Origin of the sequence: Shinella sp. CPCC 101442 (genome assembly GCF_024704725.1) — a bacterium.
Taxonomy (GTDB): Bacteria; Pseudomonadota; Alphaproteobacteria; order Rhizobiales; family Rhizobiaceae; genus Shinella.
The window spans coordinates 1,008,836-1,022,555 of record NZ_JALIQS010000002.1 but is presented as its reverse complement, the minus strand read 5'-3'; the positions used below and the strand labels follow the sequence as shown (position 1 = coordinate 1,022,555).

14 protein-coding genes are annotated in these 13,720 nt (G+C 64.0%); 7 read left to right on the top strand and 7 right to left on the bottom strand.

The window, feature by feature from the left end; genetic code table 11:
- Positions 1 to 36 precede the first annotated feature (36 nt).
- Together MUO32_RS10210 and treZ are read right to left on the bottom strand one after the other, a co-directional pair.
- Positions 37 to 414: a CBS domain-containing protein gene (locus MUO32_RS10210; protein ID WP_257948112.1), complete on the bottom strand. Its 378-nt coding sequence runs from the start codon at positions 412 to 414 to the stop codon at positions 37 to 39.
- On the bottom strand, positions 393 to 2,246 hold the full coding sequence (gene treZ, locus MUO32_RS10205) for a malto-oligosyltrehalose trehalohydrolase (protein ID WP_257948111.1): 1,854 nt from the start codon (positions 2,244 to 2,246) through the stop codon (positions 393 to 395). Before treZ ends, MUO32_RS10210 begins: the two co-directional genes overlap by 22 nt.
- Positions 2,247 to 2,455: 209 nt before the next feature.
- Here treZ and glgX point away from each other — a divergent pair, with 209 nt between their 5' ends.
- Positions 2,456 to 4,540, top strand: coding sequence for a glycogen debranching protein GlgX (glgX, locus tag MUO32_RS10200; RefSeq protein ID WP_257948110.1), 2,085 nt, complete (start codon positions 2,456 to 2,458; stop codon positions 4,538 to 4,540).
- 9 nt (positions 4,541 to 4,549) lie between these two features.
- On the top strand, positions 4,550 to 4,768 hold the full coding sequence (locus MUO32_RS10195; RefSeq protein WP_257948109.1) for a hypothetical protein: 219 nt from the start codon (positions 4,550 to 4,552) through the stop codon (positions 4,766 to 4,768).
- A gap of 21 nt (positions 4,769 to 4,789) precedes the next feature.
- Here MUO32_RS10195 and MUO32_RS10190 read toward each other — a convergent pair whose 3' ends face one another.
- From MUO32_RS10190 to MUO32_RS10175, 4 genes are read right to left on the bottom strand one after another with little or no spacing between them, the layout of a single operon-like run.
- Positions 4,790 to 5,050 (bottom strand): DUF2934 domain-containing protein, encoded by a 261-nt coding sequence (locus tag MUO32_RS10190; RefSeq protein ID WP_257948108.1) that lies wholly within the window; start codon positions 5,048 to 5,050, stop codon positions 4,790 to 4,792.
- Between the two features lie 30 nt (positions 5,051 to 5,080).
- On the bottom strand, positions 5,081 to 5,341 hold the full coding sequence (locus MUO32_RS10185; RefSeq protein ID WP_374708633.1) for a DUF982 domain-containing protein: 261 nt from the start codon (positions 5,339 to 5,341) through the stop codon (positions 5,081 to 5,083).
- A 2-nt stretch (positions 5,342 to 5,343) separates the two neighbouring features.
- The gene (locus MUO32_RS10180; RefSeq protein WP_257948106.1) at positions 5,344 to 5,733 is read right to left on the bottom strand and encodes a CBS domain-containing protein; all 390 of its coding nucleotides are present in this window, start codon (positions 5,731 to 5,733) and stop codon (positions 5,344 to 5,346) included.
- A gap of 15 nt (positions 5,734 to 5,748) precedes the next feature.
- Positions 5,749 to 5,955 (bottom strand): hypothetical protein, encoded by a 207-nt coding sequence (locus MUO32_RS10175; protein ID WP_257948105.1) that lies wholly within the window; start codon positions 5,953 to 5,955, stop codon positions 5,749 to 5,751.
- A gap of 126 nt (positions 5,956 to 6,081) precedes the next feature.
- Between MUO32_RS10175 and MUO32_RS10170 the strand changes: the two genes are divergently transcribed.
- A complete protein-coding gene (locus MUO32_RS10170; RefSeq protein WP_257948104.1) occupies positions 6,082 to 6,864 on the top strand; it encodes an SDR family NAD(P)-dependent oxidoreductase in 783 nt (260 codons plus the stop codon).
- Between the two features lie 268 nt (positions 6,865 to 7,132).
- Here the strand turns inward: MUO32_RS10170 and MUO32_RS10165 are convergent, their stop codons facing one another.
- Entirely contained in the window at positions 7,133 to 8,623 is a 1,491-nt protein-coding gene (locus tag MUO32_RS10165; RefSeq protein WP_257948103.1) for a M81 family metallopeptidase, read from the bottom strand.
- Positions 8,624 to 9,162: 539 nt separating this feature from the next.
- Here MUO32_RS10165 and MUO32_RS10160 point away from each other — a divergent pair.
- The 4 genes from MUO32_RS10160 (at position 9,163) to MUO32_RS10145 (ending at position 13,670) form a co-directional block, all read left to right on the top strand.
- Positions 9,163 to 10,026: a MurR/RpiR family transcriptional regulator gene (locus MUO32_RS10160; RefSeq protein WP_257948102.1), complete on the top strand. Its 864-nt coding sequence runs from the start codon at positions 9,163 to 9,165 to the stop codon at positions 10,024 to 10,026.
- Between the two features lie 28 nt (positions 10,027 to 10,054).
- Positions 10,055 to 10,966 (top strand): LysR substrate-binding domain-containing protein, encoded by a 912-nt coding sequence (locus MUO32_RS10155; RefSeq protein WP_257948101.1) that lies wholly within the window; start codon positions 10,055 to 10,057, stop codon positions 10,964 to 10,966.
- A 99-nt stretch (positions 10,967 to 11,065) separates the two neighbouring features.
- Positions 11,066 to 12,139 (top strand): extracellular solute-binding protein, encoded by a 1,074-nt coding sequence (locus MUO32_RS10150; RefSeq protein WP_257948100.1) that lies wholly within the window; start codon positions 11,066 to 11,068, stop codon positions 12,137 to 12,139.
- 100 nt (positions 12,140 to 12,239) lie between these two features.
- Positions 12,240 to 13,670, top strand: a complete 1,431-nt coding sequence (locus tag MUO32_RS10145; protein ID WP_257948098.1) for an amidase — start codon at positions 12,240 to 12,242, stop codon at positions 13,668 to 13,670.
- Positions 13,671 to 13,720: the final 50 nt, after the last annotated feature.

The window sequence follows — 13,720 nt, the reverse complement described above, 5'->3', positions numbered from 1 at the left end:
CGATGGCATGCCGTATCTGGGGACGCATTCCTGGGTTCAGGTGTGGATCTGATGACGTTTGAAATCCGTCTGCGACACCACGCCGGAAAGGCGGCTCTGGCGGTCCAGCACGGCGAGGCGGCGCAGATGCAGGGATTGCATGTTGGCGAGCACGCCGGCCGGCTCCTCATCGTCGTAGCAGTAGGTGACGTTGGTCGTCATGATGTCGGCGACCCTGGTGGTTTCGGCGTCGAGGCCGGGGGCAACGGCGCGCAGGATGATGTCGCGGTCCGTCAGCGTGCCGACAAGCCCGCTGGCATCGGCGACCGGCAGGAAGGCGATGTCCCATTCCGCCATGAGATTTGCGGCATAGTGCAAGGTTTCCTCGGGGCGGACGAGGTGGACGTTGCGGGTCATGATGTCGCCGATGTGCATGGGGGCCTCTCGAAAATCACTCGTGTAGGAACAGCCGAAGGCTTTTTTGGTTCCAGGATACGTTGGGTTTGATCGAAAGCGACGGATATCCAGGGGCCGCTGTTTTCGCGCGGCGGAAGTGTGAAGATCGTTTCACCCGGCATGGCGGACTGCGCCTCGCCCCCCGCCGACAGATTTGCGCGAAGCAGGAGCGTCCCCGCGGGAGAGCGCCAGTCGATCGCGATCATGCCGCCACAGGCCGGCAGGATATGCGGTTCCACCCGCCTGTTTTTCAGCAGAGGCACGATATGCTGCCGCCGGAGGCGGGTCAGGTCGCGGAAGAAATCCATATGCTTCCGCCCCTCCGGGGAGGCTGCGCGCGACCAGTCGAGCTTCGAGCGCTGGAAGGTTTCGCTGGCGAGCGGATTGGGCAGGTCGTCCCTGGTTTTGCCTTCCGGCATGCCGCCGAATTTTTCCGCCTCCGCCTCTCGTCCCGCCTTTGTCGCCTGGGCAAGCTCGCCTTCGAAATCCACGAAGAACAGGAAGGGCTGTTCTTCGCCGTATTCCTCGCCCATGAAGACGAGCGGTACGGGCGGTGAGAGCATCATCAGCGCCATCATGACCTTGAGCAGGTCGGGGTCGGCAAGCGTGGTCAGCCGGTCGCCGAAGGCACGGTTGCCGATCTGGTCGTGGTTCTGCAGGAAGTTGATGTTGACGTCGGGTGGCAGGGGATCCTGCGGTGCCGCTCCGATACGATCCTTCGCACGGTCGGCGCGGGCAAACCCCTTCGCGGCGGCCTGCTGGAGCGTGCCGAGCGTATCGTCGAGGAAATCCTTGTAGTAGCCGCCCGTTTCGCCGGTCGCGACGACATGCAAGGCATGGTGGAACTCATCGTTCCAACCGGCGGTATAATGACGGCTGATGCCTCCGTCGCGGTTCAGCAGGCTCCTGCGGCTCAAGAGGTCCTCGACGGCAAGGTGGACATGCCGGCCGCGCGCCGCCGTCCGCACGGTTTCCGCCAGTTCGATGAGCAGGTGAGGCGCGCTGTCGTCGACGATCTCCTCGGTCGCGTCGAGCCGAAGGCCATCGAAACGGTAGTCGACAACCCAGTGCAATGCGTTTTCGATGAAATAGCGCCGCACCGCCTCCTCGTCGAACGCAATCGAGGCACCCCAGGGCGTGTGGCGTTCGGGATGGAAGAAGCGCGGTGCAAGGCGCGGCAGGGCGTTTCCGACCGGACCGAAGTGGTTGTAGACGACGTCGAGCAACACCATGATCCCATGACCGTGCGCGGCGTCGATCAGTGCCTTGAGGTCGTCGGGCGTGCCATAGGCGGGGTGCGGTGCATAGGGCAGCACGCCGTCATAGCCCCAGCCGCGCTCCCCCGCGAACTGGGATACCGGCATGATCTCGATGGCGGTGATGCCGATATCTCGCAGGTGCGGCAGGCGCTCGATTGCGGCGCGGAACGTGCCTTCGGGTGTGAAGGCGCCGATGTGCAGTTCGTAGAGGATCGCCTCTTCCCAGGGGCGTCCCGTCCAGTTGGTGTTTTTCCAGGAATATGCGTCGTGATCGACGATGCGGGAGGGACCGTGGACACCGGCCGCCTGCGCATGGGCGGCGGGGTCGGGAAGCGTGGTGCCGTCGGGAAGGCGGAAAGCATAGTCGTCGCCGGCTTTTGCGTCCGTGCGCAGGCGATGCCAGCCATCGCCCGTCTGCTGCATGGCGATCTCGCGCCCGCCAAAGACGAGCGTGACGGCTTCCTCCGCCGGTGCCCAGAGGCGAAACGTGACGCCGCCATCCTTTTCCAGAACCGGTCCCCAGCTGCGCCGCGTCGTCGATGGCTCCGTCATCCGCTACCTCTTTCTGTTCGCCAAGGCGAGAACCGGGCGAGCGGCAGAATGTTCCGGAACAATCCTCCTCATTTCGCGTTGCACCATCGCATTTTCGCATCTCCGCCAAAGGACTCGTGGAGAGCCTTGGGGTGTGAACCCGCAACTGCTGCAGCCTGTCGCAGCGTCATCCGGGGAGGCCATCTGTTCGCTTGAAGGGGACGCATTGCATGAGCTATTCATTTTCCGAACTCGACTTCATGAAGCCGGAGCTTGGCGCCGAATTCACCGGGGAGGGCACGCATTTCGCGGTCTTCTCCGCCCATGCGGAGCAGATGGAGCTTTGTCTCTTCTCCCCTGATGGCAAGGAGGAAACCGCCCGCCTGGCGCTGCCCAAGCGCGAGGGCGATATCTGGTCGGGCTATATCGCGGGATTGAAGCCCGGTACCGTCTACGGCTACCGCGCGCATGGGCCCTATGATCCGAAGGCCGGCCACCGCTTCAACCCGAACAAGCTGTTGCTCGACCCCTATGCCAAGCAGGTGCTGGGTGAACTCCAGTGGGACGATGCGCTCTACGGCTACCGCATCGGAGATGCGGCGGAAGACCTGTCCTTCGACGATCGCGACAGCGCCCCCTTCATGGTCAAGGGCATGGTGCAGGATCCGGATTTCGACTGGACGGGCGATGCCGCCATCCGCCGCCCCTGGACGGAGACGATCATCTACGAAGCCCATGTGCGCGGCATGACGATGACGCATCCCGGCGTGCCGGAAGCGTTGCGCGGCACCTTCATGGGCATGGCGAGCGATGCGATCATCGAGCATCTCGTCGATATGGGAATTTCGGCAATCGAGCTGTTGCCGATCCAGTATTACCCCGACGACCGCTACCTGCTCGAAAAGGGCCTGCGCAATTATTGGGGCTACCAGACGCTCGGCTTCTTCGCGCCGCAGCCGCGTTTCCTCTCCGGCAAGGCCATTACCGAGTTCAAGACCATGGTGAAGCGCTTCCATGCCGCCGGCATCGAGGTCATCATGGACGTGGTCTACAATCACACGGCCGAAGGCTCCGAGCGCGGCCCGACGCTCAGCTTCCGTGGCCTCGACAATCTCAGCTATTACCGCCTTTCACCGGACGATCCGCGCCATTCCTATGACACGACGGGCACCGGCAACACCGTCAACATCGCGCATCCCATGGTGCTGCGCATGGTGCTGGACAGCCTGCGCTACTGGGTCAACGCCATGCATGTCGATGGCTTCCGCTTCGATCTTGCGAGCACGCTCGGCCGTACGCGTCATATCGAGTTCGATCGCGACGGTGCGTTCTTCGATGCTATCCGGCAGGACCCGATCCTGTCCGGCGTGAAGCTGATCGCCGAGCCCTGGGATATTGGTGACGGCGGCTACCAGGTCGGCGGCTTCCCCTATCCGTTCCGCGAGTGGAACGACAAATACCGTGACGACGTGCGCCGGTTCTGGAAGGGCGACGGGGGTCTCGTCGCAGGCCTCGCCTCGCGCCTGACCGGTTCGGCGCCGCAGTTCAACCATTCGGATCGCGGTTCGACCTCCTCGATCAACCTCATCAGCGCCCATGACGGTTTCACCCTCATGGACACGGTCTCCTACGACGGCAAGCACAACGAGGCGAACGGCGAGGAAAACCGCGACGGCCATTCCGACAACCATTCGCACAACATGGGCGCCGAAGGGCCGAGCGACAACGCCGATATCGTGGCCGCCCGCGACCGTCGCCGCCGCAACATGATCGCGACGCTTATGCTGAGCCAGGGCGTGCCCATGCTGCTGGGCGGCGACGAACTCGGCAACAGCCAGGGCGGCAACAACAACGCCTATTGCCAGGACAACGAGACTGGCTGGACGGACTGGAGCGGACTTGACGATCCGTTCCTGAATTTCTGCAAGGGCGCCATCGCCTTCCGCAAGGCGCATCCGGCGCTGCGGCAGGAACGGTTCCTCACAGGGGATGCGGCCGAAGATGGCACAATCGAGATCGCCTGGTACAAGCCCGACGGCGCGTTCATGACCGATGCCGCCTGGAAGGACGGCAATCTGCGCGCGCTGGGCCTCTTCCTCTCGAAGCCTGCCAATGGGGAGGGGGGAGATCACCTCTTCCTCGTGTGCAATGCGGGCGGCGACTGCACGGTGAAATTGCCGTCGGTGAACGGCATCAAGGCCTGGAAACGTGTCTTGGATACAGGCGCGGCGGACGACGCCTTCACCGAGCATCGGGCGGAAAGCCCCGCCACGGTCTATGGCGCAAGTATCGCCGTGTTCGAACCCGTGAGCTGACGGTCCGCCATGGCGCCTGAGACGTTCTCGGAAACCGGCCTCGTCTATGTCTCCGACAGCGAGCCGGCCTGGGTTTTGCTACCGCTTACCCGATGGCGCGTTGTGCGGGATGCGGCGCTGAAAGCCCGCATATCCGCGCTCGGGCTGCCGAGTCCTGATGGCCCGAACGCGTTGCGGGAGAAAACGCCCAAGGGAAACCGTCCGCGCAAGGTGGCGGGTGGTCAGTAGTCGTCCCAAACGGCCATGTCCCTACGGGCGGAGCGATGGCACCTCGCCGCTCGGTTTCGGCCTTGGCTGGCGGCGCGAGGCGATAGCCTTCTGGGTGGCCGCGTCGGCATCGAGCGAATTGCGTTTCGTTCGCAGATGCTCGGGAAGGGCGACCTTTTCGAGATCGGCGCGTTCGCGCACGGCCTGTTCCCAGTGCTCATGATCCTCGCCATGCTGGCGACCGGAGGCCTCCCACAAGCTATAGGCGCGTTTGCTGATCCATTCCTGGCGTTCGTCTTGCACGATTGATGTCCCTTCGAAAGTGTCAGCGGTCTATGCCGCCGTCCACGTGTTCACACTGAAGCCGGCTTCCTTGGCGGCTTCGATAAAGGCCCGGCGGGCAAAGGCCGGGTCGTCGTCGTTGTTCAGCCCCTGCTCGCCGACGTCAGTCGCCGTCAGCAGGGCAGGGCCGTCTTCGATCGGCCAGTGGTTCTTGAGGCAGAGCAGGGCGTCGCGCGTGCTGTGCACGCGCAGAACCCGGCCTTCACCCTCGAGGATGACAGCCTCGTCCCACAGTCTGTCCGTAGCATAGATCGTCATGCTGCGCCCTCCGCCGCTGGTTCGGCCGGGATATCCACCAGACTGACGATGCCGACCACGCGCCGCTCACCGTTGACGACCACGAGGCGCCGTACCGCAAGATTGCGCATACGCGCCGCAACAGCGGCCGTCTCGTCATCCTCGTTACACACCTCAGGCGACACGGTCATGAATTCGGCAATGCCCGTCGAGGTCGAAAGACCCTTTGCCAGCACCGAAACGACGATGTCGCGATCGGTGATGATGCCGACGATGGCGCCGACGCCGGGCACCTCCACGGGAAGCGCGCCGACTTCCGTTTCCGCCATCAGCCTGGCGGCCGACTGGGCCGTGTCATTGGGGGAGGCCGTTACGATCTGGGCGGACATCACGTCCTTCACAAGCATCTCCGGTCGCCTCCTTCAAAGCCGGCCATTGGAGAGGCTCCGGCCGTTTGCCGCTGCGGGCACGACAACCTCGTCGCGCCGCCCCTGGTCTAGCGTCAGATCGACCTGATGTGGCACGACGACCTGCGGCTCCCAGGAGTTGCGACGTTTGTTCCGGTGGCTGGTGTCGGCATCCGGGTGAGAGGCGGGTTTGCGGGCGAGCGGCTTTTTCTTCTGGCGCACGTAAAACTCCTGCATATTGGTTTTGTGTCTGAAGCAAACGTCGGTGTCCGGTCATGGTTCCCGAAAAATCTCGGAACCGGACCGCTCCAGGGGCATTCCTGTCGGGCTTTGCAACGGAGAAACGCCATGCTTTTTGCAGGAAAGGTGGCACTCGTGACGGGTGCGGGATCCGGGATCGGCAGGGCGACGGCGGAGGCCTTTGCCCGCCATGGCGCCAGTGTCGGCGTGCTGAGCCGTACCGATGAGGAGGTGGAGGCCGTGGTGCGGGAGATTCGCGCACTCGGGGGAGATGCCATGGCGCTGGTCGCCGATGTCTCGGACGAAGCCTCCATGCGGGCGGCTGTCGACCGGGTTGCCGGCGGCTTCGGTGCTCTCGATATCGTGGTAGCGAACGCCGGCATCAACGGTGTCTGGGCGCCGATCGATGACCTGAAACCTGCCGAATGGGACGAAACGATCGCCGTCAACCTGCGCGGAACCTATCTGACCCTCCACCTCACCGTGCCGTATCTCAGGGCGGCAGGAGAAGGGGTCATCGTGGTCGTCTCCTCCATCAACGGCACGCGCACCTTCACCACGCCGGGCGCAACCGCTTACGCCGCAACCAAGGCCGCGCAGCTCGCGATGGTGCAGCAGCTCGCGCTGGAACTCGGCAAGTCGCGGATCCGCGTCAACGCCATCTGCCCCGGGTCCATCGAGACGAGCATAGACGACAACACCCGCCAGCGCGGCGCGGCCGAGGCCGGCATTCCCGTCGTCTGGCCGAAAGGCGAAGTCCCGATTTCGTCGGGCGAACCGGGCACGGCGGCGGATGTCGCGGACGCTATCCTCTTTCTCGCCTCCTCGAAGGCGCGACACATCACCGGTGTTCCGCTCTGGATCGATGGCGGGCAGGGGCTGCTGCGCTGATGCCACGGAACCAACCGTATTCTCGCGAATTTCCGCGCCTGTTTCGATTGCCCGGCCGAGCGAGAACGTGTGGCGCGTGGTCAAAGCCGAACGCCTCAGCGTTCTGGTCGATGGCGAGGCCTATTTTCAGGTATTGGGGCGCGCCCTGCTGAAGCTGACGGACGAGCGGCAGGCCCAGACCATCCGATCCGAGACGAGGAGATCACCGAGGCATTGCAAAGGGCGACCGCCAAAAGCAGCCGCTCGGCCACACGGGGTTGATGGTCGGTCAGCCTGCCGCGGTGTCCAGTCCCAGCGGGTCGGCGACGCGCGGCCACAGGTCGGCGCGCGCCTTGCGATAGGGCGTCGTCGCGGGGTCTGTCGGGTAGGAGGTGGGCGCGGCGATATAGACGATCTCGGACGAAATCGGCTGGAAGCCGGCATGGAAATGGTTGGTGGACTTGACCAGCAGGAAGGCCTTTTTCGAAAAATCCACGCCTTGGTTGGAGAAAATGTCGGGCTCGTAGGTCTGCGTGCGGCTGGTGATCAGCACGATATCGATCGAAGTGCCGACGGGACGCACGACTGCCGTGCTGCCGAGCGTCACGCGGCTGTTGCGAAAGCTCTGCCAGCCGGCATCGAAGACGTGCCGGACGGTCACGCGCAGGTCCAGCGGCTCGCCGCCCTGCGGGCCGGATTTGCCGCCGAAGCGAAGCGCCAGCTCCGCCCCTTCTCCCGCCGCATGGCAGAAGGAGACGGCGATGGGGTCCCAGATCGTCGCGACCGCCACGTTTTCAAAGCCGCGCTCGATCATGCGGCGCAGGATGAAGGTCGCGTCGCCCGCAACGCCGCCGCCCGGATTGTCCCAGACGTCGGCGATGACCACAGGTTTTTCCGGCTGGTCTGCCTGGATCGTCAGGGCCTTGTCGAGACCCGCCTCGGTATCGAGCATCGGCATGGCCGTGTGTTTGCGCAGGCGATAGAGTTCGTGGCCGAGCGTCTTTGCCAGCGCATCGCCCTTGGCCTTGGCATCGTCGGTAACGACGACGATGCGCGTTCCCATATCCGGCACGTCGCCGGCCATGAAGCCGTGGATGACGGAAATCGACAGAATGCTGTCCTTGCCCTCCAGCGCCTTCAACCTATCGACGAAGGAACGCATCGGTTCGCGGCTCGTCGGGTAGATGGTGATCATCTGGCAGTCGAAGGTGGAGACGACGGGGCGGATCTCGCCCTTCAGCGTGCGCAGCGCCAGTTCCACGACATGTTCGCCGCGTTCCTCGAAATCCGTATGCGGGAATTCGAGGAAGGCCGCCATCAGGTCGAGATTGGCGACGCGCTTGGCGGTGAGGTGGCTGTGCGGGTCGAATTCCACCGCGATCAATACATCCGGGCCGACGAGGCTGCGGATACGCGCCAGGAAATCGCCCTCGGGGTCGTCATACCCTTGCGCCACCATCGCGCCATGCAGGCCGAGCACGACGGCATCGACGGGCAGCGCCGCGGTGAGTTCGCCGAGGATCTGGTCGCGCAGCGTCTCATAGGTCCGGCGCTGGATGAGACCGGCGGGCTCGGCCCAGCAGGACGTACCCTCGATGACGGTAAACCCTTCCGCACGGCCGCGCCGGCGCAGGATCGGCACGACGGAGGAGCAGAGCGTCGGCGTATCCGGATGCTCGCCCGGCCCCGCATAGAAGGCGGCCTTGAAGGCGTTCATATCCGTGGGCACGGGTGAAAACGTGTTGGTTTCGGTCGCAAGCGAAGCCGTGAAAATGCGCATATCCGTTCGTTCCCATCGTTTCCGACGCCCGAAAAATTGTGACCTGGTCGCCGCTTCGTCTTGCGCGAGTGATGTAATTTATTTTCTTAAAGAGTAAAAAAATCACGAAAAGTCAATGTATTAGCTATGGTCGCTGCGTCTCCGGCGACTGCGTTAAAAGCGGTTCCGAAAGCGGGGAAATTTTCAGTGCGCAAACATGGACGAGGAGTAACGCGGGGTCAGGAATTCTGCAGATTGTCCTTTATATCAAGGTGATAGACCAAGGCCTGTGCGCCGTTTTCTGTCGATGCTGAAAAGGGGCTGTGAAACAATCGTCTGAAAAACCTTTGAGAATTTCATCGTCTTTCGCCTCGCCTGCGAATGTCTTGGATTTTTTGTCGAAAATTTTCCAGATTTGATGGGTGGTGGGCTGGAATTTCGGGCTTTCAGCGGCGCTCCATCGCCGAATTCGATGACTTGATGTGCTCTCGTTCTGTGGTACGGCAGTTTTGCCTCGGAAATTTGTTTTCACGATATGGCAGCCGTGGCAGAGAGAACCGATGGACCTTTTTCACGCATTGGCGGATGGGAACGAAAAACGTTCCGCCCTCGACAGGCGGCTGGCGCAGCTTGCGCTGGATGACGTCGATTTCGTCGTCAATGCTTCGATCGGCGAGATGGCCGCGCGCGCCGGCGTGTCGCCACCCACGGTTACACGCTTCTGCCGAAGGCTCGGCTGCAAGGGCTTCCCCGATTTCAAGGTGCAGCTTGCCAGGCTCACCTCCGTGGGGCTGCGCTATGTGAAGCCCGACGTGCCGACCGAAACACCCGGGGAGGTGGCCGGTGATATCATCGCGAAAGCCCAGAATGCCCTGTTCCAGCTCCACCGCCAGCTCGATTTCGCCGCGCTGGAAACGGCCGCCCGCCTGTTGAGCGGCGCCGACTTCATCCAGGCCTTCGGCGCGAGCGGCAATTCGGCGATGATCGTCAACGAGCTGCACAACCGGCTCTTCCGCCTCGGCTGCCGCATTAGCGCCTCGAACGATCACAACATGAATGCCATGCTAGCGGCGGCGGCGCAGCCGGGCACGGTGGTGTTCGGCTCCTCCTTCACCGGGCGCGACCCGGCGCTCGTTCATTGTCTGGAGCTTCTGCGCGAGCGCAACGTGCCGACCATCGTCATCACGCAGAGCGGCTCGCCCGTGGCGGCAGCGGCCGATGTCGTCCTTTCCGTTGACCTGCCGGAAGGCCGCAACATCTTTCGCCCCACCTCGACGCGCTACGCCTATCTCGCCGTCATCGACATGCTCGCCAATCTTGTCGCCTATGCCGATCGCGACAAGGCGCTGAGAACGTTGCGCGGCATCAAGCAGGAACTCGTCAGCCGCCGCGACGGCGACGACCGCCAGCTGCTCGGGGATTGACGCCGCGCGGCCCATCCGCTTTGCATGGATGATGTTGCTTCCCTCGCTCAACGCCATCAGGGTTTTCGAGGCCACCGCCCGTCTCGGCAGCCTGAAGGCGGCCGCGGCCGAGCTTGGCCTCTCCCCCTCCGCCGTCAGCCGCCACATCGCGTCGCTGGAGGATACGCTTGGCGCACGGCTTTTCACCCGGGGCACGCGCGGCGTCACCCTGACCGGCCGCGGCGAAAGTTATGCGCACCGTCTGCACGAGGCCTTTCGTATCATCGAGACGGCGACGGAGGAGGCGGCGGTGCATATGAAGGTGCGGCCGAACCGCGCCCGCTTCATCACGCTCGGCGGCGAAACCACCTTCATCAGCCTGTGGCTGGTCGACCGGCTGGAGCAGTTTCGCGCGCTGCACCCGGAATACGAATTCGAGGTCTCGACATCTTCGGCCAACGAGATCGGCGACAACGACCTCTTCATTTTCTCCGAATTCGAAAACCACAACGATCCCTCCTTCAAGCCCCTGCTGCCGCTGGCCATCACGCCGGTCTGCGCGCCGTCACTGCTGCGGGAGCGCCCGATCCATACGCCCGCCGATCTCCTTGGCCATCGCCTGCTGCACGAGGGCACCACCGCCTGGTGGGAGGAATGGCTGGCGCGCGAAGGTGTGGCGTCACCCGCCGAGGCGAAGGCCGGCGCCATGTTCCACGATCCCGTCCTCCTGATGCGCGAGGCGGTGAAGGGGAGCGGCATCGCGCTTGCCGATACGATCATGGCGGAGGATTTTCTGGCACGCGGCGCGTTGGTCGCGCCACTGCCACACCGCCATCGCCTGAAGGCCGGGTACTATTTGCGCCAGCGCACCGGCGCAGCCGGCAAGCCTGGCATCCGTCTCTTCCGCGACTGGCTGGACCTCCAGATCGAGGCGCACAGGCGCGCCATGGGCCTCGCCTGAACCCGTATGGGTGAGTTTTCCGCACCTCGACATGCGGAAATGATATTTGTCTCGGCCCTCGTTCTCACAGACCATTCCGCCGAGTGAGGACAAGGGGGAATGATCGTGACACATGACAGACACGCGGACGTATCGGCTTCGGTCGGCAGGTTTTTGGGGTGCGCCGCCTTCGGCTTCGCGCTTCTCGGCTCCACCGCCGCCTTCGCCGCGGGCGAGCTCAACATCTTCAATTGGGGCAACTATACCAATCCGGAGCTCGTCAAACGCTTCGAGCAGACATACGGCGTCAAGGTCACCGTGACGGACTACGATTCCAACGAGACGGCGCTTGCCAAGGTGCGGCAGGGCGGCCACGGCTTCGACATGGTCGTGCCGTCGAGCTATGCCATGGATGCCTGGATCGGCGAGGGCCTGCTGCTCAAGTCCGAGCCGAACCGGATGGAGAACTTCAAGAACGTCGATCCGAAATGGGTGGACGTGCCCTTCGATCCCGGCCGGCACTATTCCGTGCCGTGGCAATGGGGCGTGACGGGCGTCATGGTCAACAAATCCGTCTACAAGGGCGATCCGAACACCTCGGCGATTTTCCTCGATCCGCCGCCGGAGCTTGCCGGAAAGCTGAACGTCATCCCGGAAATGTCGGATGTGATGTTCATGGCCATCCATTATTCCGGCGGCAAGGTCTGCGAGAGCGATCTCACCGTTCTCAAGAAAGTGCGCGACCTGCTGGTGGCGGCCAAGCCGAAGTGGCTGGCGGTCGACTACGGCACGATCGAACAGGTCTCGAAGGGCGATTTCGCCGGCGGCACCTCGTGGAACGGGGCGACGTTCCGTGCGCGGCTGCTCAATCCCGATGTCGTCTTCGGCTATCCCAGGGAGGGGTATCCGCTGTGGACGGACAGCCTTGCCATCCTGAAGGACGCGAAGAATGTCGAGAATGCAAAACTCTTCCTGAATTTCGTGATGGACCCGGAAAACGCCGCGCTGATCTCCGCCTTCGCCCGCTATGGCAATGGTATCCTGGGCTCGGAAAAATTCATGCCCGCCGACATGCGGGACGCACCCGAGCTGAACATTCCCGAGGCGCTGAAGGCGGCCGGCGAATTCAGCGTCGCCTGCCCGCCGGATGTGCAGGCGCTCTACACGAAAATCTGGACTGACGTCCTGAAGTGAGCGGATGATGCCCGTCGCCGTCGGCGTCCTACAAGGGCGCGACGGCGACGGGCGTTCTTGCTACAGTCCGCACCGTCAGTCATGAAATACGGAATTTGCCATGAACCTTTCAGACTATTGCAGCCACGACGCCACGGGTCTTGCCGATCTGGTCCGGCGCGGGGAGGTGTCCGCCCGCGAACTGACCGAGGCTGCCCGCGCGGCGCATGAGAAGGTCGATCCCGAAATCAATGCGGTCGTCGAATTCTATGCCGATGCGGAGACGGTGAGCGGCCCCGAGGAGGGCGCCTTCGTCGGCGTGCCGTTCCTGCGCAAGGATATCGGTTCCACGGAGGCCGGCCGCCTGCAGGAATGCGGCAGCCGCCTGATGAAAGGCAATGTCGCCAAGGCAGACAGCTATTACACGGCGCGCGCCAAGGGTGCGGGCCTGCGCTATGCCGGCCGCAGCGCCGTGCCGGAATTCGCTTTTGCCGGTTTCACCGAAACGCTGCTCGAAGGCGTTACGCGCAATCCCTGGAGCCTCGATCGCTCGGCCGGCGGCTCCTCCGGCGGCGCGGCTGCGGCGGTGGCGGCGGGTGTCGTCCCCATGGCGCATGCTTCCGATGGCGGCGGCTCGATCCGCATTCCCGCCGGCTGGTGCGGCCTCGTCGGGCTCAATCCCTCGCGTGGCCGGGTATCGGGCGGGCCGGACAATCAGGATTCGCTCTTCGGTCTGGCGCGCGAATTCGTCGTCTGCCGCACGGTGCGCGACATGGCTGCAGCCCTCGATGTCTTTGCAGGCCCGGAGCCGGGCGATCCCTTCATCATCGCCCGGCCGGAACGGCCCTATCTGGAAGAGTTGCAGCGCCCGACCGGCAAACTCCGTGTCGGTCTGGCGCGCACGGCCTGGGGCAGGGTGCCGATCGCGGCGGATGTGCTTGCCGTACTCGACGAGACGGCGGCGTTGCTTGCCGCCATGGGGCACGAGATCGAAGAGATCGCACCGCCGGCCGATCCCGAGGATATCATGGTCGGGGTCATGGGCGGCTTCAATCTCGGCCTGGCCGACATGCCGGCACTTGCCCGTTCGCTGAACAGGCCGCTCGACGCCACCACGATGGAGCCGGTGCTGCTGAAGCTGACGGAGCAGACGCTCGCCATGTCGCCGGCCGAGATCGTCAACATCTTCGAGGTCATGCGCAAGATCCGCCACGACGTCGCCATCGCCACGCAGCGCTTCGATATCCTGCTGACGCCGACGACGCCGGTGACGGCGCCCGAGCACGGCCGGTTCGCCACGACGCGCGAGGATCTGACGGCCGCGGAATTTTCCGAAGGCGACACCACGCTCTTCACCTTCCTCGGCACTTTCAACGCCACCGGCCAACCCTCCGTCAGCCTGCCGCTCGGTCTCGACGGCAACGGCATGCCGATCGGCATCCAGGTCGTCGGCCGTTTTGCCGACGAGGCGACGCTGGTGCGCGTTGCCCGCGACCTGGAGGACGCGCGCCCCTGGAGCGCCTTGCGCGCCCCCGTCCACGCCGCCCGCTAAGGCGCATTGAACCCCGCCTTCAGGGCGGGGTTTTCTTTTTTCGCCGGTCA

What these genes read in the sequence shown, in the direction of transcription:
- MUO32_RS10210 (WP_257948112.1), bottom strand. Translation starts at nt 414, where the DNA reads ATGCACATCGGCGACATCATGACCCGCAACGTCCACCTCGTCCGCCCC.
- treZ (WP_257948111.1), bottom strand. Translation starts at nt 2,246, where the DNA reads ATGACGGAGCCATCGACGACGCGGCGCAGCTGGGGACCGGTTCTGGAA.
- glgX (WP_257948110.1), top strand. Translation starts at nt 2,456, where the DNA reads ATGAGCTATTCATTTTCCGAACTCGACTTCATGAAGCCGGAGCTTGGC.
- MUO32_RS10195 (WP_257948109.1), top strand. Translation starts at nt 4,550, where the DNA reads ATGGCGCCTGAGACGTTCTCGGAAACCGGCCTCGTCTATGTCTCCGAC.
- MUO32_RS10180 (WP_257948106.1), bottom strand. Translation starts at nt 5,733, where the DNA reads ATGCTTGTGAAGGACGTGATGTCCGCCCAGATCGTAACGGCCTCCCCC.
- MUO32_RS10170 (WP_257948104.1), top strand. Translation starts at nt 6,082, where the DNA reads ATGCTTTTTGCAGGAAAGGTGGCACTCGTGACGGGTGCGGGATCCGGG.
- MUO32_RS10165 (WP_257948103.1), bottom strand. Translation starts at nt 8,623, where the DNA reads ATGCGCATTTTCACGGCTTCGCTTGCGACCGAAACCAACACGTTTTCA.
- MUO32_RS10160 (WP_257948102.1), top strand. Translation starts at nt 9,163, where the DNA reads ATGGACCTTTTTCACGCATTGGCGGATGGGAACGAAAAACGTTCCGCC.
- MUO32_RS10155 (WP_257948101.1), top strand. Translation starts at nt 10,055, where the DNA reads ATGATGTTGCTTCCCTCGCTCAACGCCATCAGGGTTTTCGAGGCCACC.
- MUO32_RS10150 (WP_257948100.1), top strand. Translation starts at nt 11,066, where the DNA reads ATGATCGTGACACATGACAGACACGCGGACGTATCGGCTTCGGTCGGC.
- MUO32_RS10145 (WP_257948098.1), top strand. Translation starts at nt 12,240, where the DNA reads ATGAACCTTTCAGACTATTGCAGCCACGACGCCACGGGTCTTGCCGAT.